The sequence below is a fragment of the Vibrio sp. ABH4_348 genome, assembly GCF_056159765.1.
On record NZ_JBSWVW010000003.1, the window covers coordinates 50653 to 73118 of the forward strand.

Annotated in this window: 13 protein-coding genes, 2 tRNA genes, 3 rRNA genes, 1 pseudogene and 1 riboswitch; of the genes and pseudogenes, 3 read left to right on the forward strand and 16 right to left on the reverse strand. The window is 46.2% G+C overall.

All coding sequences use genetic code 11. From position 1 onward, the window contains the following. Window positions 1–10: 10 nt before the first annotated feature. The 13 genes and pseudogenes from cobW to trxA form a co-directional block, all read right to left on the reverse strand. Complete coding sequence (gene cobW / locus ACXAFJ_RS19795) at window positions 11–1099, reverse strand: cobalamin biosynthesis protein CobW (RefSeq protein WP_475325876.1); 1089 nt, start codon at window positions 1097–1099, stop codon at window positions 11–13. Window positions 1100–1150: 51 nt separating this feature from the next. Further along, a complete protein-coding gene (locus ACXAFJ_RS19800) occupies window positions 1151–2848 on the reverse strand; it encodes an ATP-binding protein (protein WP_475325878.1) in 1698 nt (565 codons plus the stop codon). A gap of 193 nt (window positions 2849–3041) precedes the next feature. Beyond that, a riboswitch (cobalamin riboswitch) is annotated at window positions 3042–3231 on the reverse strand. Between the two features lie 399 nt (window positions 3232–3630). Further along, a tRNA-Asp gene (locus ACXAFJ_RS19805) sits at window positions 3631–3707 on the reverse strand. A 69-nt stretch (window positions 3708–3776) separates the two neighbouring features. Continuing rightward, window positions 3777–3892, reverse strand: a 5S ribosomal RNA gene (rrf, locus tag ACXAFJ_RS19810). Window positions 3893–4018: 126 nt separating this feature from the next. Continuing rightward, window positions 4019–6904: ribosomal RNA gene (locus ACXAFJ_RS19815) — 23S ribosomal RNA — on the reverse strand. A gap of 316 nt (window positions 6905–7220) precedes the next feature. Beyond that, window positions 7221–7296, reverse strand: a tRNA-Glu gene (locus ACXAFJ_RS19820). A 90-nt stretch (window positions 7297–7386) separates the two neighbouring features. Beyond that, window positions 7387–8938, reverse strand: a 16S ribosomal RNA gene (locus ACXAFJ_RS19825). Together the 16S, 23S and 5S rRNA genes with 2 tRNA genes alongside form the textbook arrangement of a ribosomal RNA operon. Window positions 8939–9433: 495 nt before the next feature. Next, window positions 9434–10147 (reverse strand): NAD(P)H-flavin reductase, encoded by a 714-nt coding sequence (fre, locus tag ACXAFJ_RS19830; protein WP_475325879.1) that lies wholly within the window; start codon window positions 10145–10147, stop codon window positions 9434–9436. A gap of 120 nt (window positions 10148–10267) precedes the next feature. Further along, on the reverse strand, window positions 10268–10690 hold the full coding sequence (locus tag ACXAFJ_RS19835) for a hypothetical protein (protein WP_475325999.1): 423 nt from the start codon (window positions 10688–10690) through the stop codon (window positions 10268–10270). A gap of 23 nt (window positions 10691–10713) precedes the next feature. Next, window positions 10714–12133, reverse strand: a pseudogene (gene ubiD / locus ACXAFJ_RS19840) (4-hydroxy-3-polyprenylbenzoate decarboxylase); the annotation flags it as partial. A gap of 68 nt (window positions 12134–12201) precedes the next feature. Continuing rightward, the gene (locus ACXAFJ_RS19845) at window positions 12202–13206 is read right to left on the reverse strand and encodes a hypothetical protein (RefSeq protein ID WP_475325880.1); all 1005 of its coding nucleotides are present in this window, start codon (window positions 13204–13206) and stop codon (window positions 12202–12204) included. Between the two features lie 110 nt (window positions 13207–13316). Continuing rightward, window positions 13317–14576 (reverse strand): transcription termination factor Rho, encoded by a 1260-nt coding sequence (rho, locus tag ACXAFJ_RS19850; RefSeq protein WP_112418499.1) that lies wholly within the window; start codon window positions 14574–14576, stop codon window positions 13317–13319. A gap of 200 nt (window positions 14577–14776) precedes the next feature. Further along, window positions 14777–15103 (reverse strand): thioredoxin TrxA, encoded by a 327-nt coding sequence (gene trxA, locus ACXAFJ_RS19855; protein ID WP_475325882.1) that lies wholly within the window; start codon window positions 15101–15103, stop codon window positions 14777–14779. A gap of 113 nt (window positions 15104–15216) precedes the next feature. Here trxA and rhlB point away from each other — a divergent pair, with 113 nt between their 5' ends. Together rhlB and gppA are read left to right on the forward strand one after the other, a co-directional pair. Then, a complete protein-coding gene (rhlB, locus tag ACXAFJ_RS19860) occupies window positions 15217–16506 on the forward strand; it encodes an ATP-dependent RNA helicase RhlB (RefSeq protein ID WP_475325883.1) in 1290 nt (429 codons plus the stop codon). 6 nt (window positions 16507–16512) lie between these two features. Further along, window positions 16513–18006 carry a guanosine-5'-triphosphate,3'-diphosphate diphosphatase gene (gene gppA / locus ACXAFJ_RS19865; RefSeq protein WP_475325884.1) on the forward strand — a complete coding sequence of 498 codons (1494 nt, stop codon included), beginning with the start codon at window positions 16513–16515 and terminating at the stop codon, window positions 18004–18006. Between the two features lie 98 nt (window positions 18007–18104). On the opposite strand, the gene ACXAFJ_RS19870 is transcribed toward gppA, so the two are convergent. The 3 genes from ACXAFJ_RS19870 to recQ all read right to left on the reverse strand — a co-directional run bounded on the left by ACXAFJ_RS19870 (window position 18105) and on the right by recQ (window position 21122). Continuing rightward, on the reverse strand, window positions 18105–18773 hold the full coding sequence (locus ACXAFJ_RS19870) for a 7-cyano-7-deazaguanine/7-aminomethyl-7-deazaguanine transporter (protein ID WP_475325885.1): 669 nt from the start codon (window positions 18771–18773) through the stop codon (window positions 18105–18107). A gap of 189 nt (window positions 18774–18962) precedes the next feature. Further along, window positions 18963–19283 (reverse strand): DUF3630 family protein, encoded by a 321-nt coding sequence (locus ACXAFJ_RS19875; protein WP_475325887.1) that lies wholly within the window; start codon window positions 19281–19283, stop codon window positions 18963–18965. Between the two features lie 3 nt (window positions 19284–19286). Further along, on the reverse strand, window positions 19287–21122 hold the full coding sequence (gene recQ / locus ACXAFJ_RS19880) for an ATP-dependent DNA helicase RecQ (protein ID WP_475325888.1): 1836 nt from the start codon (window positions 21120–21122) through the stop codon (window positions 19287–19289). Between the two features lie 176 nt (window positions 21123–21298). Between recQ and rarD the strand changes: the two genes are divergently transcribed. Then, window positions 21299–22225: an EamA family transporter RarD gene (gene rarD, locus ACXAFJ_RS19885; protein WP_475325890.1), complete on the forward strand. Its 927-nt coding sequence runs from the start codon at window positions 21299–21301 to the stop codon at window positions 22223–22225. The last annotated feature ends 241 nt before the right edge of the window (window positions 22226–22466 follow it).

Consider the following 22466-nt stretch of genomic DNA (forward strand, 5'->3'; position numbering starts at 1 on the left):
TCAAGTTGCTTTAAGATTCAAGTGCTAGCTCAGCTTGTTTCAACTCAGCGGTTATGTCACTTTCCTTAATCCCTTTGCCAATAAATACCAAATTCGTTGCGCGAGTTTCATCAGCTTGCCACAAACGATCAAAATGTGTATCTAACCGCTTACCAACCGCCTGAATAACTTGACGCATTGGCTTACCCGGTAAAGCAGCAAAGCCTTTGGCACGGAAGATATTGTGTTTGTTGAGTAGGTCTTTAAGGATGGCTTGTAGCTTATCGCCATCGACCTCTGCTAACTTCACAACGAAGGAATCAAAATGGTCATGTGCGTGGTCATGATCGTGACCGTGTGCATGATGGTGATCATGATGATTGTGGACGGCATCGATGTTGTCTTCTGCCGCCGATTCAATACCCATGATCTTGGTTAGTTCAGCTTCGCCATTGTGGACATAAAGTGTTTTGACTTCTGATGGTACTTTCGCTTCAACCACACTTTTCACCGTATCTCGTGATGCTTCGTCTAACAGATCGTTTTTGCTCACAATCACAAGGTCAGCGGCACTGAGTTGGTCTTCTAGTAATTCTTTAAGACTTGGGTCGTGGTCTAAACTTTCGTCAGCAAGACGCTGAGCTTGTACTTTATCTTCATCGTCTGCGTATCGGCCTTGAGCAACAGCGGGACCATCAATAAGCGTAATTACCGCATCAACTGTGCAGAACTGTTTGATTTCGGGCCAATTAAAGGCCTGAACCAACGGCTTAGGAAGAGCCAACCCTGACGTCTCGATCAAGATATGGTCGATGTCATCGCGACGTTCAACCAACTGCTTCATAACCGGCAGAAACTCTTCTTCGACCGTGCAACAAATACACCCATTGGCAAGCTCGTAAATACCGTTTTCACTATCCACAACTTGGCTGGCTTCCTCTTCACATTCCAACGGACAGCTGCGAAGTAGATCGGCATCAATATCCAATTCACCAAATTCATTAACGATGACAGCAATTCGCTTGCCGTGCGCTTGTTTTAGCACATTAGACAACAAAGTGGTTTTGCCACTGCCGAGAAAACCAGTGACAACTGTGGCCGGAATTTTGTTAAGTTGCATTTTGTACCTTCTGAAGTGTTTGTCGAAAACTTGGGTTTTCGCAATGTAAGTTTAAACCGCTAGCGCGACGTATTCTGCGCCAAGACTTTGTGCTATCTGACGAGCTTTTCCTCGCTTTACACTGGCTTGTTCAACGTCTAAAACCACAGTGTCCCCTAATAATTTATTGGACATCATAGGTTGGCTGACACGTCCATCAGTAATAATTAAATTACGGAAGTAAAGATCTGGAAATTTGCGCGCTTGTTGCGTTTGGAATTTTTGTAAGGAGACGATGGCATCATTGAGTGGCGTGCCACCACTGGCTTCAATCGTATTTAAAAACGTCTCTATCGATTTGGGTGCACGTTTAGTACTGAAGAGTTGTCTAGCGGCTTTGTCTCCAAACCCAAATATCGAGAATAACTCTCGCTTTAGATAGGCTTTATTGGCCAGTTCCAAAACAACGCCTTTAGCCTTAGCGAAGCCTTGCTGATGCAAAATCGATGCTGAGGTATCCATTAACACTAAATTAATTACGCGCTGGCCCTTTCTGCGGTTTTTAAAACTCAATTTGTTTATCGGCCAATTGCCAGCGTTCGCGATGAGGGACTTAAACCAATCCACTTTTTGGCTGACACCGTGAGTTTGACGCAAACCTTTAGCCTCGCCCAAGCATTTACTATTGGCAGATATTTCTGATGGTGTCGAAAAGGTTTGCGGTGCCGTGATCTTGGTAAAGGGTAAATCCACTTTCGTCTTCAGTGCATTCTGACTCTTGGAAGGAGCATCCATTGCTCCCCATTCACCTGAGCTTTTTTTAGATGACTCATCTTGATTGTCAGACTGCGGACGACTAAATGGCTTATTAGGCGGTGGCGGAGTATCACTCTCTTGGCGTCGGTGATTGAGTACCAATTCTTCAACGGCCAACACGTCCTGATCGTTTACCTCTTCACGTCCATCTAATGCCGCATGGGCTATGGCCGCTTGCAGCCAAACGATATCCGCTCGCAATCCGTCGACATTGGCGCTCATAGCGCGTTCCGCAATAAGGATGCGAACCGAATTATTGGCCTTTACATGGGGTAATTTTGCCTTGGCTTTTTCTAATAACGAAGCAAGCTGGACCTGAGATTGGTGAAAGCGCTCAACAAACACAGCTCTATCTTTGTCGAACTCTTCTCTTAGAGTAACAATCTCGACCCTTTGCTCTAAAGAATACTGATTATCTAGCTGAACAGACAAACCAAATCTATCGGTGAGCTGTGGCCTAAGTTCACCTTCATCAGGGTTCATTGTACCAAGCAGAATAAAATTGGCTGGATGACTATGACTTATGCCGTCTCGCTCAACCACATTGACACCCGTTGTTGCGACGTCGAGTAATTGATCAACTAGGTTATCAGGAAGTAAGTTAACTTCATCAACATACAACACACCTTGATGCGCCTTTGCAATTAAGCCCGGTCTAAAGCGAACCTCTTTTTCATTCAGGACCTTTGCAAGATCTAGCGTTCCGACCAACATTTCATCTGTCGCCGCTAACGGCAGAGTAACAAAAGGCGCTTGTGAATTGGATTGTGTCGTTTGAGGAAGAATATCCGCCAAGCCACGAGCTAATGTTGATTTGGCTGAACCTCTCGGCCCACTAACCAAAACACCTCCGACTAATGGATTAACGGCAGCCAGCATCAACGCGAGCTTAAACGTGTCTTGTCCACATACTGCGCTAAAAGGATAGTGGTATTGTGAATCTTCAGGTTGCATTAATCCGTGACCTTTAAAGGAAATCTCTACAAGAGTTTACTTACAGATGCAGTCACTCGCTAGCCTAAGCTAGACAACCTAAATGGTGTGTTTGTTTCGTTAACGCCAATTCCCTTTGAGTAGAGAATCCGAGTAAACAATCTGGCTCATTGAAGTGCCAACCAAGTCATGCACCTTGCACCCTCCGTACAATGTAATCATCTTGATCTAGGCCGGTATTCGGGCTCGAAGAGGGCAATAACCAATACAACCTACGCCTTCCCGATACAAGTATCAGTGGCAAAGTAGGTAACTCTTATAACCGATGCGGGGGCAGCGATGGCATTAACCATACTTCCCGTTTAACTCAACGTTTAGTCGGCACCTAAATCAAACATGATGGTAGCAACATTCAACTCACAAATGAATAGAGTAGGTTCTCTTGTTACAAATCCTTGTTCCCGTATTGCCGTTTAAACAGAAGGGCTGATAAATAGCGTATGGGCCAACATCCGGGTTTAGGTGAAATCAGTCGTAATGCAAAAGCAAAAGGGGGCAGGGGGTAAAATTAGGTTCTTATAAATGCTCAGTGGTTGAAAGGTCTAGACCGTGTCTAAGACCAATTGAAATGCTTTCACAAAGAGGTAATTTGGTTTGCTCTGAAACGACAAAACCCAGTCCGAAGACTGGGTTTCTTAATAAGTGGCGGGGCTTGCGGGCAAGCGGGACTCATTTGTTCGTAGAGCAAACTTGCTCAATACAAACAAAAAGACCCCAGCATTTCTGCTGAGGTCTGGAATAAGTGGCGGAGCGGACGGGACTCGAACCCGCGACCCCCGGCGTGACAGGCCGGTATTCTAACCAACTGAACTACCGCTCCGCACTGGTTAGACTCTTGAGTCTAAGTTTTTGCCTTTAGATTTTTCTAAAATCTAAAAACGAAAATAAAGCCTGGCGATGTCCTACTCTCACATGGGGAAGCCCCACACTACCATCGGCGCTAATGCGTTTCACTTCTGAGTTCGGCAAGGAATCAGGTGGGTCCACATCGCTATGGTCGCCAAGCAAATTCTTTTTACTTTCAGCTTTTTCTAAAAACTGAAAATAAATAATCTGGAAAGCTGTTTAAAAGTCTGTATTTACACATTCAACGTTCTTGCTTTGAGTCCATCAAAACCCTTTGGGTGTTGTATGGTTAAGCCTCACGGGCAATTAGTACAGGTTAGCTCAACGCCTCACAACGCTTACACACCCTGCCTATCAACGTCGTAGTCTACGACAACCCTTTAGGACGCTTAAAGCGCCAGGGAGAACTCATCTCAGGGCTCGCTTCCCGCTTAGATGCTTTCAGCGGTTATCGATTCCGAACTTAGCTACCGGGCAATGCGATTGGCATCACAACCCGAACACCAGAGGTTCGTCCACTCCGGTCCTCTCGTACTAGGAGCAGCCCCCTTCAATTCTCCAACGCCCACGGCAGATAGGGACCGAACTGTCTCACGACGTTCTAAACCCAGCTCGCGTACCACTTTAAATGGCGAACAGCCATACCCTTGGGACCGACTTCAGCCCCAGGATGTGATGAGCCGACATCGAGGTGCCAAACACCGCCGTCGATATGAACTCTTGGGCGGTATCAGCCTGTTATCCCCGGAGTACCTTTTATCCGTTGAGCGATGGCCCTTCCATTCAGAGCCACCGGATCACTATGACCTGCTTTCGCACCTGCTCGAGCCGTCACTCTCGCAGTTAAGCGGGCTTATGCCATTGCACTAACCTCACGATGTCCAACCGTGATTAGCCCACCTTCGTGCTCCTCCGTTACTCTTTGGGAGGAGACCGCCCCAGTCAAACTACCCACCAGGCACTGTCCTCAACCCCGATAAGGGGCCTAAGTTAGAACATCAACACTACAAGGGTGGTATTTCAAGGACGGCTCCACGCTATCTGGCGACAACGTTTCAAAGCCTCCCACCTATCCTACACATGTAGGGTCAATGTTCAGTGCCAAGCTGTAGTAAAGGTTCACGGGGTCTTTCCGTCTAGCCGCGGGTACACTGCATCTTCACAGCGATTTCAATTTCACTGAGTCTCGGGTGGAGACAGCGTGGCCATCATTACGCCATTCGTGCAGGTCGGAACTTACCCGACAAGGAATTTCGCTACCTTAGGACCGTTATAGTTACGGCCGCCGTTTACCGGGGCTTCGATCAAGAGCTTCGCGCAAGCGCTAACCCCATCAATTAACCTTCCGGCACCGGGCAGGCGTCACACCGTATACGTCATCTTACGATTTTGCACAGTGCTGTGTTTTTAATAAACAGTTGCAGCCACCTGGTATCTGCGACTCTCGTCAGCTCCATCCGCAAGGGACTTCACCATCAAGAGCGTACCTTCTCCCGAAGTTACGGTACCATTTTGCCTAGTTCCTTCACCCGAGTTCTCTCAAGCGCCTTGGTATTCTCTACCCGACCACCTGTGTCGGTTTGGGGTACGATTCCTTACAATCTGAAGCTTAGAGGCTTTTCCTGGAAGCATGGCATCAATGACTTCATCACTGTAGTGACTCGACATCGTGTCTCAGCCTTAGAGAGGTCCGGATTTACCTAAACCTCAAGCCTACGCACTTGAACCTGGACAACCGTCGCCAGGCCCACCTAGCCTTCTCCGTCCCCCCATCGCAATTGTAAGAAGTACGGGAATATTAACCCGTTTCCCATCGACTACGCCTTTCGGCCTCGCCTTAGGGGTCGACTTACCCTGCCCCGATTAACGTTGGACAGGAACCCTTGGTCTTCCGGCGAGGAGGTTTTTCACCCCCTTTATCGTTACTCATGTCAGCATTCGCACTTCTGATACCTCCAGCAGCCTTTACAGACCACCTTCAACGGCTTACAGAACGCTCCCCTACCCCGCAATCAAAGATTGCAGCCGCAGCTTCGGTTTATAGCTTAGCCCCGTTACATCTTCCGCGCAGGCCGACTCGACTAGTGAGCTATTACGCTTTCTTTAAATGATGGCTGCTTCTAAGCCAACATCCTAGCTGTCTAAGCCTTCCCACATCGTTTCCCACTTAGCTATAATTTGGGACCTTAGCTGGCGGTCTGGGTTGTTTCCCTCTCCACAACGGACGTTAGCACCCGCTGTGTGTCTCCCGGATAGTACTTACTGGTATTCGGAGTTTGCAAAGGGTTGGTAAGTCGGGATGACCCCCTAGCCTTAACAGTGCTCTACCCCCAGTAGTATTCGTCCGAGGCGCTACCTAAATAGCTTTCGGGGAGAACCAGCTATCTCCAGGTTTGATTGGCCTTTCACCCCTAGCCACAAGTCATCCGCTAATTTTTCAACATTAGTCGGTTCGGTCCTCCAGTTGATGTTACTCAACCTTCAACCTGCCCATGGCTAGATCACCTGGTTTCGGGTCTATATCCAGCAACTGAGCGCCCAGTTAAGACTCGATTTCTCTACGGCTCCCCTAGTCGGTTAACCTTGCTACTGAATATAAGTCGCTGACCCATTATACAAAAGGTACGCAGTCACCCCGAAGGGCTCCTACTGCTTGTACGTACACGGTTTCAGGTTCTATTTCACTCCCCTCACAGGGGTTCTTTTCGCCTTTCCCTCACGGTACTGGTTCACTATCGGTCAGTCAGGAGTATTTAGCCTTGGAGGATGGTCCCCCCATGTTCAGACAGGATATCACGTGTCCCGCCCTACTCGATTTCACTGATGATGAGATGTCGGTTACGGGGCTATCACCCTTTATTGCGGCACTTTCCAGAGCCTTCACCTGTCTCATTAAAAGCTTAAGGGCTAATCCAATTTCGCTCGCCGCTACTTTCGGAATCTCGGTTGATTTCTTTTCCTCGAGGTACTTAGATGTTTCAGTTCCCCCGGTTCGCTCTGTTAACCTATGTATTCAGTTAACAGTAATACCTTATGGTATTGGGTTTCCCCATTCGGAAATCGTAGACTCAGGTGGCTGTTACTGCCTAATCTACGCTTATCGCAAGTTACTACGTCCTTCATCGCCTCTGACTGCCAAGGCATCCACCGTGTACGCTTAGTCACTTAACCATACAACCCCAAAGGGTCTTACTTCGCAAAAAGTAAGGTTAAACAACCAAAGTTGTCTCTCAGTTATTTACATGAGTGAGAGACTGATTTTGCCGGACTCAAATTCCAAGAACACTTGAATGTGTGTTGGTACCTAAATCACTTATATTTCAAAGTAAGTTAGGATTTGAGAACTTTTAAATGAATAACAACGCATATCCGAAGATATGGGGATTGTTGTTATTCGTCAGCTTTCCAAATTGTTAAAGAGCAGAGTTACTTTCTATCTAAAGAAAGAAACCATTTTTAAAAACTCTCAAAAGAGAATGTTTAAAGATGGTATCCCGTAGGGGAGTCGAACCCCTGTTACCGCCGTGAAAGGGCGGTGTCCTAGGCCTCTAGACGAACGGGACACTAAGCAGTAAGTGTTGGGCACTTACTTGTAAACTCTTTACATCATAAACCATCAATCTGTGTGAACACTCATCGCAATAATCTTTTCGTAAGGAGGTGATCCAGCGCCAGGTTCCCCTAGCGCTACCTTGTTACGACTTCACCCCAGTCATGAACCACAAAGTGGTGAGCGTCCTCCCGAAGGTTAAACTACCCACTTCTTTTGCAGCCCACTCCCATGGTGTGACGGGCGGTGTGTACAAGGCCCGGGAACGTATTCACCGTAGCATTCTGATCTACGATTACTAGCGATTCCGACTTCATGGAGTCGAGTTGCAGACTCCAATCCGGACTACGACGCACTTTTTGGGATTCGCTCACTCTCGCAAGTTGGCCACCCTCTGTATGCGCCATTGTAGCACGTGTGTAGCCCTACTCGTAAGGGCCATGATGACTTGACGTCGTCCCCACCTTCCTCCGGTTTATCACCGGCAGTCTCCCTGGAGTTCCCACCCGAAGTGCTGGCAAACAAGGATAAGGGTTGCGCTCGTTGCGGGACTTAACCCAACATTTCACAACACGAGCTGACGACAGCCATGCAGCACCTGTCTCTCAGTTCCCGAAGGCACAAGACTGTCTCCAGTCTCTTCTGAGGATGTCAAGAGTAGGTAAGGTTCTTCGCGTTGCATCGAATTAAACCACATGCTCCACCGCTTGTGCGGGCCCCCGTCAATTCATTTGAGTTTTAATCTTGCGACCGTACTCCCCAGGCGGTCTACTTAACGCGTTAGCTCCGAAAGCCACGGCTCAAGGCCACAACCTCCAAGTAGACATCGTTTACGGCGTGGACTACCAGGGTATCTAATCCTGTTTGCTCCCCACGCTTTCGCATCTGAGTGTCAGTATCTGTCCAGGGGGCCGCCTTCGCCACCGGTATTCCTTCAGATCTCTACGCATTTCACCGCTACACCTGAAATTCTACCCCCCTCTACAGTACTCTAGACGACCAGTTTCAAATGCAGTTCCCAGGTTGAGCCCGGGGCTTTCACATCTGACTTAGTCATCCACCTGCATGCGCTTTACGCCCAGTAATTCCGATTAACGCTCGCACCCTCCGTATTACCGCGGCTGCTGGCACGGAGTTAGCCGGTGCTTCTTCTGTTGCTAACGTCAAATGATACCGCTATTAACGGCACCACCTTCCTCACAACTGAAAGTACTTTACAACCCGAAGGCCTTCTTCATACACGCGGCATGGCTGCATCAGGCTTGCGCCCATTGTGCAATATTCCCCACTGCTGCCTCCCGTAGGAGTCTGGACCGTGTCTCAGTTCCAGTGTGGCTGATCATCCTCTCAGACCAGCTAGGGATCGTCGCCTTGGTGAGCCTTTACCTCACCAACTAGCTAATCCCACCTGGGCATATCCTGACGCGAGAGGCCCGAAGGTCCCCCTCTTTGAGCCGAAGCTGTTATGCGGTATTAGCCATCGTTTCCAATGGTTATCCCCCACATCAGGGCAATTTCCCAGGCATTACTCACCCGTCCGCCGCTCGACGTCCAACAAATCATCCGAAGAGTCAATGTTGCCGTTTCCGCTCGACTTGCATGTGTTAGGCCTGCCGCCAGCGTTCAATCTGAGCCATGATCAAACTCTTCAATTTAAGTTTTGGTTGGCTCAATGAATACTGACATTACATATGTAATGTTGAATTGACTGTGCTGAATCCGAAGATTCAATGGTCACTTCGTTCATTGAAACCGAATTGATACCGCTCTTTACTAAGAGAAATATCTAATTGGATTATCATCAACGAGTGCCCACACAGATTGATAGGTTTATATTGTTAAAGAGCGTTTCTCTATAAAAGAGAGGCCTCTCAGCCTGCTTGCTTGTCTGGTTACCCTTCGAAGCGGAGGTGCATTCTAGCGAGTTAATCTTCGGTGTCAAACACTTTTTAAAACTCTTTTTGAACCTCTTTCCGACTCGTTTGATTCGTTGCTCTCCCGTGTCGGTGGATGCGCATTATAGGGAGCAAAGATTTGCACGCAAGTGTTTTTTATCAAAATCACAAAAAAACACTCTAGATGCTCAAAAAACATTCTAAAAAGCAAAAAAGAGAGCAAATTGCTCTCTTTTATCTCTTCCAATAGCACTTTTAGATAAAGGCGTAAGCATCCGCATACAAGTGATCTCGACGAGCTTCTTTATTTTGAGTAAACAAATCTCGCGCAGCTCCAGCCATTTCAAAACGACCAGCAATATAGATATCGAAGTTCTCTAACGATTCAAAGTTTCGCTCAACAGCTTGCAAGACATTACCGTGCTCTCCTTTCCAATCATCAGTAATGTTTTCTAGTACAGGAATAAAGTGAACGTGGTCGTTCTGATCAGCAATTGCTTTCAATTCACTGTAAGCATAAAGCTGCTCGTGAGCTTTTGCTCCCCAGTACAAGTAGACTGGTCTAGTAATATTCTGTGCAATGCAATGATCTAGTATTGAGCGAACATAGCTAAACCCAGTACCACCAGCGATAAGAAGAATATTTGACTCGCTGTCTTCACGAATCCATGCATCACCGTGTGGTGCGTCGATTTCAATCGACGAACCTGAATCAAATGCCGCCTGCATCGCCTCTACGACTTCTAACGCATAGGCATTTTGCTCTGACGCACCAATGTGCAGCTCTAGTTCACCTTGATGGCGACACGGGCTGCTCGCGATCGAAAAAGGTCGTTTGTCTTTTTCACCCATCACCACCATTAGATACTGCCCCGCTTTAAACGCCACCGGCTGTTCTGGGTGAAGCAAGATACGATAGGTATGACTTGCTAGTGGTTCGATAGCTTGAACGGTACATTGAATGGTCATGGTTTTCCTCATGGTTGCCTATTGGGCAATTAACTAACTATTACTACTTTAATAACGTGGGAACTAGGCCTTAGTTCCGTCTAGATAATCTAGATTTAGGTAACTAAGGTGCGTTTATTATTATTTTGTTGGAAATATACCCAACTCATCCCAGAATGCATCAACTCTTTTCACCAATTCAGAAGATTTGATAATCGGAGTGCCCCATTCTCGGGTAATTTCTTTACCTTGTTTGTTTGTCGCATCCCACATCATCAGATCAACAGATTCTCGATGGGTTGTCACAAATGTCGTATCTCGCGCTGGATCCATCCGAGTGGTTACCGCCCAAATCACATCATTCCAATCTTGAATATCAACGTCTTCTTGGTCACACAAAATGATGGTTTGAATATTCTGTCGAATTTGCGGCTGTTCGGACAAACGTGAGAGCAATTCCCTCGACTCACCTTCTCGCGTTTTTTGCATAGAAACTAAAAGGGTTCGTTGAGTCGTTTCCTTATCAACGACCAAGGCACGATAAATCGTTGCTTCCTCACTCACCAAAGAATCAATCAGCCCATCAACATCAAACGTTTGAGTTTCTGGCGTGATGTTCACCTGTTGAACTTCTGCGTCCCACTTAGAAGTTGTATCAATACCCATCTTTGAACCTAGCCCTGTCACTGGGGAGGCAAAATCCAGAGAATCGATCGGCGTATTTTCAATTAGCAAAACATCACGAGACGGCAACATGTTTTCACCCATAGCTTGAGTTACTTCAGTCCAATCTCGTGCGTTTACCGCTTCGTCACATACAATCACATATTTGGTATACATAAATTGTCGAAGGAAGGACCAAACACCCATCATGACGCGCTTTGCATGACCGGGGTATTGCTTTTTCATCGTCACAACCGCCATTCGGTAAGAACAGCCTTCCGGTGGCAAGTAAAAATCAACAATTTCTGGGAACTGTTTCTGTAGGATGGGGACGAACACTTCGTTGAGTGCGACACCTAATACCGCTGGCTCATCCGGTGGACGTCCAGTATACGTACTGTGATAAATAGGTTGGTTTCTCATTGTCACATGAGTCACCGTGAAAACATGATGCCTTTCTTTCTCGTTATAGTAACCGGTATGGTCTCCATACGGGCCTTCATCCGCATATTCATTCGGGTCAATGTATCCTTCGAGAACAATTTCCGCGCTAGCAGGTATATCTAAGTCATTACTAATCGACTTAGCAACTTCTGTTTTTTTGCCTCGTAAAAGCCCTGCAAAAGCATATTCAGATAAGGTATCTGGCACCGGAGTTACTGCGCCTAAAATGGTTGCCGGGTCCGCACCAAATGCAACAGAAACGGGAAATGGTTTACCCGGATGTGTTTCCATCCAATCTCTTAGATCTAACGCACCACCACGATGTGCCAACCAGCGCATGATGATTTTGTTTTTGCTTATTTTTTGCTGACGGTAAATGCCAAGGTTCTGCCTTTTTTTGTTGGGACCTCGAGTCACCGTTAAACCCCAAGTCAGCAGTGGTGCCACATCGTCAGGCCAACAACTCATCACGGGGATTTTATCTAGATCGACCTCTTCACCTTGCCAAATGATCTGCTGACAAGCAGGCTTTCGAACTTTCTTAGCTGGCATATTAAGCACTTGCTTGAACACAGGAATTTTGTCTAGCGCGTCTCGAAAGCCTTTTGGCGGCTCAGGCTCTTTTAAGTAAGCCAGAAGTTTTCCCACTTCACGGAGCTCTTTAACATGCTCACGCCCCATACCAATCGCAACTCGCTCGGTTGTTCCGAACAAATTAGTCAGTACTGGATAGTCATAGCCAATTGGATTCTCGAACAATAATGCCGGGCCACCGGCTCTTAAGGTCCGGTCACTGATTTCAGTCATTTCATAAGCTGGATCGACTGGGTGCTGGATTCTTTTCAGTAACCCTTTATCTTCGAGATGTTCAATAAAATCACGTAGGTTTTTAAAACTCATAAGCCAACATAAATGAGGTTAGATTTGGAGGAGTATACCGCAACAAGACCCAAAGTTTGGTTTTGGTATTACTGGTTCTGTTGAGACAAAGCCATTTGAATATTGTTAACCAGCGCGTGCGACTCTTGAGTCAACAAACTCTCCAACCAATGGACTTGGCCTTGCTCAACCAAAAGACGCGCTATATAGAGCCCCTCTTCCTTATGACTCATTTGAGTAATGAGGAAGCGTTGTACATCTTCCGAAGAGAGCTGCCTGGTTACTAAAGCTCTTAATGCACGCTGATGAAGTACTGGATTTTTGCTGGCAAGGATCAGTATCTCATCAGAAAACTTCGTTTTTTCTTCTATCAGTCGTTCAAATTCTTGTTCAATATGATGGTCAACTTTTATTCGCCAAATCAAACGATACAGCTCTCGATTTTCGCCGACCTGGGCCAAGCGGACTAAAAGCTTGGTAGAAGGAAGCCAGCCGGTGATCTTAGGTTCCAGGATTTGTTGGATTATTGCATCTAGTGCGTGCTCTGAAAAATACGGAAGCTGCTGATGCAAAACCGTCTCTCGCACCTTAACCAAATGAGTATTACCCGATAACCACTCACGCAAAAATAGCTTTTTTTGCTCGGCCAATATCATGACATCCAAAATCGACTGGTCGATACGCCATTGCTTTAGCAGTCGGTGGGCAATGGCCGGGTAATCAAAAGCAGGTGACACTAGCTCGTAGCCCGGTCCTAGCTCGCGCTTGAGATAAAGCGGATCTCGTTGGGAGTAGGTTTTCATAAGCACCGCCATCTCAGCAGTCAGTGCCACTTGGCGGTTTTCCATAATGGAGAGCAAGCGAAATAAGGCAACTTCTTGTTGAGGTAAGGTCAGACGTTCCAAAGAAAAGCGTAATGTATCAATATCATCTTGGACCGCGTATTGAAGTAACTCTGCGACCTTTGGTTGTAATTGTTCATCCAATAACCAACGTTCAACCTCTGCAAGTGGCATTTCTTTTGAAAAAACCGGAGTACTGCATAAAAGGTAAAACAATAACAACGCAAATTTCCGAATCCTTCGGAATAGCATAAGGCGATCCTTGTCATAAGCGGGGCTATAAACCTTGTGTATTTTATCAGCAAATATAAAAAAAGCGCCACTTTAAAAAATGGCGCTTTTTAAACGGATTAAGTTGCTAACTATTGGCGACGCATCGCATCAAAGAACTCGTCGTTTGTCTTGGTCATTGCTAACTTGTCGATCAAGAATTCCATGGCATCGATCTCGCCCATAGGGTGGACAATCTTACGTAGAATCCACATCTTCTGTAGTTCTTCATTCTTTGTAAGCAGTTCTTCACGACGTGTACCTGAACGATTGAAGTCGATAGCAGGGAAAACGCGTTTTTCTGCAATCTTACGGTTCAGGTGAATTTCCATGTTACCTGTACCTTTAAATTCTTCGTAGATAACCTCGTCCATCTTAGAACCGGTATCGACTAGCGCAGTAGCAAGAATCGTTAAGCTACCACCCTCTTCCACATTACGTGCTGCACCAAAGAAACGCTTTGGACGGTGTAATGCGTTGGCGTCGACACCACCGGTCAAGACTTTACCTGACGAAGGTACTACCGTGTTGTAAGCACGAGCTAGACGAGTAATCGAATCGAGTAGAATCACCACGTCTTTCTTATGTTCAACAAGGCGTTTGGCTTTTTCGATCACCATCTCAGCAACCTGTACGTGACGAGATGCTGGCTCATCAAAGGTAGATGCGATCACTTCGCCTTTTACGAGGCGTTGCATTTCGGTTACTTCTTCTGGACGCTCATCGATTAGAAGTACCATCAACTCACATTCTGGATGGTTGTACGCGATGCTTTGGGCAATGTTTTGCAACAGCATGGTTTTACCCGCTTTTGGCGGGGCAACTATCAAACCACGTTGACCTTTACCGATTGGCGATGCCAAATCTAACACACGCGCGGTGATGTCTTCTGTAGAGCCATTACCGCGTTCCATAACCATACGCTCATTAGCGTGCAATGGAGTCAAGTTCTCAAATAAGATCTTATTTCGCGCATTGTCTGGTCTGTCAGCATTAACTGTATTGACCTTCAGCAACGCGAAGTATCGCTCACCGTCTTTTGGAGGACGAATTTTACCCGCAATGGAATCACCAGTTCGCAAGTTGAAGCGTCGAATTTGGCTTGGAGATACATAAATATCATCCGGACCTGCCAAATAAGAACTGTCTGCACTGCGCAGGAAGCCAAAGCCGTCTTGAAGAATTTCCAATACGCCGTCACCGAAGATGTCTTCACCGCTTTTTGCGTGAGCTTTCAGGATAGCGAAGATGATGTCTTGCTTTCTAAGGCGCGCTAGGTTTTCAAGGCCCAAGCTTTCGCCCAACTTAACAAGCTCAGACACAGGTCTGTTCTTCAGTTCTGTTAGATTCATGGTGGTGGATACTTGTTTTGTCAAAATAGGATCTGTTGGTTAGTTTAAGAAGTTATTGGTCTGAGGATCGACCAAGAGGAGAAATCTGTTTATTAAACGTGCGATAAATTAGCACTAATTGATAGCCTAGTCTAGGCATTGTTATCTTGCAAAACAAAAACCGCGCTTTTTATTAGAAGCACGGTTTTCATTGATTTTGCTTAAATATTGTCGTTTAAGAACTCGACAAGTTGTGTTTTTGACAGCGCGCCAACTTTCGTCGCTGCAACTTGGCCATCTTTAAACAACAACAGAGTTGGGATACCGCGAATACCATACTTTGGTGGTGTACCCGCATTATGGTCAATGTTCAGCTTCGCGACAGTCAACTTACCATCAAACTCGTTTGCCACTTCGTCCAGAATCGGGGCAATCATCTTACAAGGACCGCACCATTCTGCCCAAAAGTCTACAAGTACCGGGCCGTTTGCTTTGATTACATCAGCTTCGAAACTATCATCGCTAAGCTGTACAATCTTGTCACTCATCTTCCACTCCAATGTGTAAATCTTGCACTGGTTTTCAAGTTTACCAGTAAATAGATGCTCTATTGGAATGTATTTACTTCCGTATTGCAAGCGTAAGCTGATATTCTATGTGAATGAAAAAGACACATATCACAGAGCAAAAGTTCGCCGAATTGGGCTTACACCCTAAAGTGGTTGAAGGTTTACAGACCAAGGGGTTTGAGTTTTGCACCCCAATTCAAGCATTGGCGTTGCCGGTACTGCTCACCGGCCAAGACATTGCAGGCCAAGCCCAAACGGGTACAGGTAAGACGCTTGCGTTCCTTACTGCAACTTTCCATCACCTGCTTAATACTCCTGCACCAGAGGGACGGGAGGCAACTCAACCACGAGCAATCGTGATGGCACCGACCCGTGAGCTGGCGATACAAATTTATAACGATGCTGCGCCTTTGATTGAGTCAACAGGCCTTAAAGCGGCATTGGCTTATGGTGGCGAAAGCTACGACAAGCAGCTAAACAAATTGCAAGGCGGTGTGGATATTTTGATTGGCACCTGTGGCCGAATCATTGATTTCTACAAACAGCGTGTCTTCAATCTGAAAAGTATTCAAGCCGTGGTGCTCGACGAAGCTGATCGTATGTTCGATTTAGGCTTTATCAAAGACATTCGCTTTTTGTTCCGTCAGATGCCAGCTGCAGACCAACGTTTGAACATGCTGTTTTCCGCTACTCTGTCGTATCGAGTACAAGAGTTGGCATTTGAGCACATGCACAATGCCGAGCGCGTGGAAGTGGAACCAGAGCAAAAAACCGGCCGACGCATCAAAGAAGAGATGTTTAGACCGTCCAACGAAGACAAAATGGCTCTCCTTCAAACCTTAATTGAAGAAGAATGGCCAGAACGCGCTATTGTGTTTGCCAATACTAAATACAAATGTGAGTCTATCTGGGGTCATCTAGCCGCCGATGGTCACAGAGTTGGGCTGTTAACGGGTGACGTGCCGCAGAAGAAGCGCGAGCGTATTCTCGACCAATTCACGAAAGGTGACGTCGACATTCTAGTTGCGACTGATGTGGCAGCTCGAGGTTTGCACATTCCACTGGTGACTCACGTATTCAACTACGACTTACCGGATGATTGTGAAGACTACGTACACCGCATTGGTCGTACTGGACGTGCTGGTGAAAGTGGTCACTCAATTAGCTTTGCCTGTGAAGACTACGCGGTAAATCTTCCTGCTATCGAAGAATACATTGAACACTCAATCCCAGTGTCGGATTACGATGTGTCTGCCCTATTAACCGATCTCCCTGCACCATTGAGATTGCGCACTAGGCAGAATACACGCCGCACCAACACGGGCGGTCAGAGAAAATCGCCTCATCGCAGACCTAGACATAAGTCTTCGACTGGAGCGTAAATATCGATGAGCAGTACGACCTCGCCACTCTATGCCGCTATTGATTTGGGTTCCAACAGCTTCCATATGTTGGTGGTACGCCATGTCGATGGCAGCATTCAGACCTTAGCCAAAATCAAACGCAAAGTGCGCTTAGCCGCTGGCCTCGATAGCCAAGGTGCACTTAGCCAAGAAGCTATGCAACGCGGTTGGGATTGCTTGACGCTATTTGCTGAGCGTCTACAAGATATTCCAGCAGAAAATGTTCGTATTGTTGGCACTGCTACGTTAAGAGTGGCAACCAACATAGAACAGTTCCTCACCAAGGCCAATACCATCCTCGGTTGCAATATTGAAGTGATCTCGGGGACAGAAGAAGCAGCAACAATTTATCGAGGTGTTGCTCATACCTCAGGTGGTTGTGGCAAACGGCTCGTGGTAGACATTGGCGGCGCCAGTACAGAACTCATCATTGGCGAAGGTTTTGAAACCAAAGCGCTAAACAGCTTAAAAATGGGCTGTGTCACTTGGTTGGAAAACTATTTCACCGATAGGCAATTGAGCCAAGAAAACTTTGATCGCGCCATTGAAGCCGCCAAATCAGTGCTGGCACCTATCGTGTCAGAGTATCAAGAAGTTGGTTGGAATGTTTGTGTTGGAGCGAGTGGTACTGTTCAAGCATTGCAAGAAATTATGTTGGCGCAAGGAATGGATGAGCGTATCACTCTAGCCAAGTTAAAGCGATTGCAAAAACAAGCCATGCTTTCCGATCATTTGGAAGAACTGGAAATTGACGGTTTAACGTTAGAAAGAGCCCTCGTTTTCCCAAGTGGCTTGTCCATTCTTATTGGTATTTTTGAAACTCTGAACATCGACTCGATGACACTGGCAGGCGGTGCGTTACGCGAAGGCTTAGTGTACGAGATGGTTGAAAGTATGCGAGTAAATAATGTCTGCGATCGTACACTTGCGAGTATGCAGTCACGCTTTCAAATCGACCAACAGCATGCGAATAATGTAGCCAACCTAGCTAGCCGACTCTACCAACAATGCGGTGGTCAGAACTGGATCCAAGAGCCTATTGCGGAACACCTACTAGGTTCGGCCAGCAAACTGCACGAGCTTGGCCTGAGCTTAGATTTCAAAAAAGGTGGTGAACACGGTGCCTACTTAATTCAACACTCTGACTTACCGGGCTATACACGAGCTCAAAAGGTGTTGATTGCTGAAATGATTAAGCGTTACCGTGAACATATTAGTCACTTACCTGAACAACATGCATTGTCAGCAAGTGGCGCGCGCAATATTTTAAGGCTTTTACGATTGGCTGTACTTTTATGTCATCGCCGAAACAAAGACACTTTGCCACAGCAGATGCAGCTTGTTGCTAAGCAAGACACTTTAGAGCTTCGTATTCCTCAAGCGTGGTTAGAGAAAAACCCGTTGAGCAGTGCAGAACTGGAGATTGAAGCCAATCGTCAAAGTGATTTAGGTTGGCCTCTGAACTTAGTGGCGAGTTAATTGCTTCATGAATTAATCCTGAAAGCAGGCCAAATCTAATCACAATCAAAAAAAGCCCGATGATCACTCATCGGGCTTTTTATTAGCTGTCTTTGGAACTAGCGAGCTTGTGCCGACACCCAGTTTTCCTCAACAGCTGTGATTTTCTTGACTAAGTAGTTAAGCAAAACCCCATACATTGGAATAAACAAACCTAAGCTAATGATCATTTTGAATACAAAATCGACCCAAGCAATTTCCATCCAATGAGCTGCCATAAAGGCATCTGGGCTTTGATAAAACGCGATGCTGAAAAATGCTGCTGTATCTAGCGCGTTACCGAAAACGGTTGAACACGCTGGCGCAATCCACCAAGTTTTAAGCGAACGCAGACGGTTGAAAACCTGAACATCCAATATTTGACCCAGCATGTAAGCCATAAAGCTTGCTGCTGCAATTCGCGCAACGAATAAATTGAACTCACTTAACTGACCAAAACCTTGATAGCTGCCTTCAAAGAACAAGACAGATAGCACATATGACACGACAAGTGCCGGTAGCATGACCCAGAAAATAATACGACGAGCCAAATGCGCGCCAAAAATACGCACCGTTAAATCAGTCGCTAAGAAAATGAATGGAAACGTAAACGCACCCCAAGTGGTATGGAAACCAAATACGGTAAATGGCAACTGAACCAAATAGTTACTTGATGCGATAATGAATAAGTGAAATGAGACGAGCAGAATCAACGCTTTGCGCTGTTGCTCAAGAGAAAAGTTCTTCATGAGATACCTTTTTAGTTTGGTTTGGGGGCGAGGGAACCCAAATCGAGCCGAAGCTCTAACCTACAATGTAAAATGAACAGCGACGCTGTTCTCCGGAGGCGCATTATACATAGTGTTTCTATTGCTGCAATGCTTATTTAATAGGCAAACGCTTGCGCTGCAAATTCGTATTATAAGTGGTTAGTTCGTTCAAAAACCTGAGTGAAATAAGTTTGCCAGATACTCAATAACATCTTGATATTGTTGCTTATCTAATGCTTCTAACCACACAGACTGAGAATAATGCTCGGCGCGTAAAAAGAACGGGGTATCTTCAAAATCAATCAACCAAGAGTGCAAATCCGCATCAACTTGCTTTTCTTTGATAGAGGCTGATAACAAAGCCACTAATAGCTCTCCCATTTCGGGAAAACTGTCATAGTCAAACTCGGGGGTTTTCAGAATTAAACGACCTTGCTCTAGGTCGGATTCAATCAATCCAAATCCATATTTTGTTTCGGCAGTTGTCATTGATTAACCTCGATAGGTAATGTGTTCTTGGATTAAATCTAAAAATGGATCGGCGTATTTTTCTAGTTTTCGCTGACCGACTCCATTTACCGCTAACATTTCGCCATACGAAGTAGGAAGTAGCTCGGCCATGTCAATCAATGTTGCGTCACTAAACACCACATATGGCGGTATATCATCGTCATCAGCAATGCTCTTGCGCAACTTGCGTAACTTGGCAAATAGCTGCTTATCATAGTGTTTGTTGGCAAGTTTATCGGATTTATGAGCGCGGGCCGCTGCATCTAAACGAGGTACTGCCAAATGCAGAGACTTATCACCGCGCAAAACAGGACGTGCTTCTTCGGTTAGTTGAAGCGTGGAGTTACGAGTAATGTTCTGGGTAAGTAAGCCTTTGTGTATCAATTGACGGATAATACTGACCCAGTAGTCATGATTATGGTCTTTACCGATACCCCAAGTGCTCAGTTTGTCATGACCGTGCTCTCGGATACGAGCCGTTTGCATGCCTCGCAGCACCTCAACTACATACCCCATTCCAAAGTTTTGATTAACGCGATAAACGCAGGATATCGCCTTTTGCGCTTGCTCGGTGCCGTCGAAATGCTTCGGTGGGTCTAAACACACATCGCAGTTACCACAAGGCGTGTCGCGATACTCACCAAAATAGTTGAGCAGCACTTGGCGGCGGCAGGTTTGCGCTTCGGCAAATGCGCTCATTGCATTGAGCTTATGCGATTCAACTTTTTTCTGCTCACCGTCAGGCTTTTCATCCAACATTCGTCGTAGCCAACTGATATCAGCAGGGTCATACAACATCATGGCTTCGGCAGGCAAACCATCGCGGCCTGCCCGACCTGTTTCCTGATAGTAGGATTCAATGTTTCTTGGCACGTCAAAATGCACCACATATCTGACATTAGGTTTATTGATGCCCATGCCAAAGGCTACCGTGGCCACCACAATTTGAATGTCGTCTCGTTGAAATGCATCTTGAACGTAAGCGCGTTCATCCGCATCCAAACCGGCGTGATAACTCGCTGCTCTAAGATGATTAGCACACAGTTTTTCGGTCACCATCTCGACTTTTTTGCGACTGCCGCAATAAATGATTCCACACTGACCGCGCTGCCCTTCTAAAAACCGCATTACTTGAGAAATGGGTTTATGTTTTTCGACCAGTGTGTAGCGAATGTTGGGTCGATCAAAACTACCCAAAAACTCAACGGGACTATTCAGTTGTAATCGTTGACGAATATCGCGACGGGTGACTTCATCCGCCGTCGCCGTCAACGCCATGACGGGTACATTGTCAAACCAAGATTTTAATTGACCTAACGAGGCATACTCAGGACGAAAATCGTGTCCCCACTGAGAAATACAGTGCGCTTCATCTACGGCAATCATGGAAAGCTGACAATCCTGTAAGCGCTGAACAAAATCACGTGAAAGCACACGTTCCGGAGAAACATAAACCAATTTCAACTTACCTGACTGCATGTCTTGATAAGCCTTAACTAGGTCTTCCCTTTCCATTGATGAATTGATGCACTGCGCGGCAACGCCGTTGGCTCGCAACTGGTCGACTTGATCTTTCATCAGAGAAATTAGAGGAGATATCACTAACGTGATACCGGGCATCAACAGTGCGGGCACTTGATAACAAAGAGATTTCCCTCCCCCTGTAGGCAGGATGACTAAGCTATCTTGTTGGTCCAACACCGCATCAATCGCGGTAAGTTGGCCATCGCGAAATTCTTGATAACCAAATACTTGCTCCAACACCGCTTGTGGCGTGCTTGGGCTGGTTTCGGTTTCAGCGGTCAAGATGGCAGTCATGCAATACTCAAGTGGGATCAGAAAGCCGACATTCTATACTTAACCCTCTCTGCTTCGCCAGTCTCCAGACAAGGCAAGTGAATCACCAGCCCAGACAAATGTTGCAAAGTGTTAGCTGATATACACAGTGAAGCGTATACTGGCAGCGATTACTTCTCGACCTCCATCAAAGCTTTATGACTCAAGACGATCACAGCCAAGCCAAAAAAGGTGTGTTGTTAGCGATTAGTGCTTACACCATGTGGGGCATTGCGCCTATTTATTTCAAAGCGATCCAACACGTTTCTGAGTTGGAAATACTCGCCCATCGCGTGATTTGGTCTGTGGTTTTCTTAGCGCTACTGATTTTCGCTAGTCGAGGCTGGAAAAAAGTCATCAAGGTCTTAAAAGACAAGCGAAGTTTGATTTACATGTTGGCGACTTCAGTACTAATTGCCGCCAACTGGCTCGTCTTTATTTGGGCGGTCAACAACGACTATATGCTCGATGCCAGTTTGGGGTATTACATCAACCCGTTGTTTAACGTGCTGCTTGGGATGGTATTTTTAGGAGAACGGCTTAGAAAAGCACAATGGTTTGCGGTAGTACTTGCCGGATGTGGTGTGCTAGTCCAGCTATTCGTGTTTGGCTCAGTGCCCATAATCGCGTTGATTCTTGCTGCAAGTTTCGGCTTTTATGGCTTGTTGCGAAAGAAGGTCAAACTGGATGCTCAAACAGGATTGTTTATTGAAACCTTACTCTTGCTGCCCGTTGCTTTTGTCTATTTATTCTTGATTGCAGAGACGGCAACCTCAGACTTGTCTCTCAACCACTGGCAACTAAATCTGTTATTGCTCAGCGCAGGTGTGGTTACTACATTACCACTGCTTTGCTTTACTGGCGCTGCCACTAAACTGCAACTCTCAACGTTGGGCTTCTTCCAGTATATAGGTCCAAGTCTCATGTTCATTCTTGCGGTGACCATTTATCAAGAAGCCTTTACTACCGATAAGGCCATCACCTTTGCCTTTATATGGTCTGCTTTGCTTGTGTTTGTTGCAGATGGTTTAAGTCACAATCGCAAAACTAAAAAGGCAATGACTGCGCCAATACAGACTGACTAAATAGGGCGTGTTTACCTTTTGCGGTTAAATTTTGTTCGGACTAGGCGTCCCCAGAAAAAAGCGTTTTGATCGCGGCGAGAGGTTTGTAGCCTAGTCATTCTAAGCAAAACACCTCTCAACAAAGAGTAAAACGCTTTTAGCTGAACCCTTTGGGCAGCGTTTGTGGCTCCTTTCTACGGCGTTATCGGCTTATCGAGTAGAATAACTACACGTCAAAGCCTCTGCCTTGTATAAAGAACCC

Excerpts from the sequence above, each read along its gene's own strand:
- cobW (WP_475325876.1), bottom strand. The coding sequence starts at position 1,099 with ATGCAACTTAACAAAATTCCGGCCACAGTTGTCACTGGTTTTCTCGGC.
- ACXAFJ_RS19800 (WP_475325878.1), bottom strand. The coding sequence starts at position 2,848 with ATGCAACCTGAAGATTCACAATACCACTATCCTTTTAGCGCAGTATGT.
- fre (WP_475325879.1), bottom strand. The coding sequence starts at position 10,147 with ATGACCATTCAATGTACCGTTCAAGCTATCGAACCACTAGCAAGTCAT.
- ACXAFJ_RS19845 (WP_475325880.1), bottom strand. The coding sequence starts at position 13,206 with ATGCTATTCCGAAGGATTCGGAAATTTGCGTTGTTATTGTTTTACCTT.
- rho (WP_112418499.1), bottom strand. The coding sequence starts at position 14,576 with ATGAATCTAACAGAACTGAAGAACAGACCTGTGTCTGAGCTTGTTAAG.
- trxA (WP_475325882.1), bottom strand. The coding sequence starts at position 15,103 with ATGAGTGACAAGATTGTACAGCTTAGCGATGATAGTTTCGAAGCTGAT.
- rhlB (WP_475325883.1), top strand. The coding sequence starts at position 15,217 with ATGAAAAAGACACATATCACAGAGCAAAAGTTCGCCGAATTGGGCTTA.
- gppA (WP_475325884.1), top strand. The coding sequence starts at position 16,513 with ATGAGCAGTACGACCTCGCCACTCTATGCCGCTATTGATTTGGGTTCC.
- ACXAFJ_RS19870 (WP_475325885.1), bottom strand. The coding sequence starts at position 18,773 with ATGAAGAACTTTTCTCTTGAGCAACAGCGCAAAGCGTTGATTCTGCTC.
- ACXAFJ_RS19875 (WP_475325887.1), bottom strand. The coding sequence starts at position 19,283 with ATGACAACTGCCGAAACAAAATATGGATTTGGATTGATTGAATCCGAC.
- recQ (WP_475325888.1), bottom strand. The coding sequence starts at position 21,122 with ATGACTGCCATCTTGACCGCTGAAACCGAAACCAGCCCAAGCACGCCA.
- rarD (WP_475325890.1), top strand. The coding sequence starts at position 21,299 with ATGACTCAAGACGATCACAGCCAAGCCAAAAAAGGTGTGTTGTTAGCG.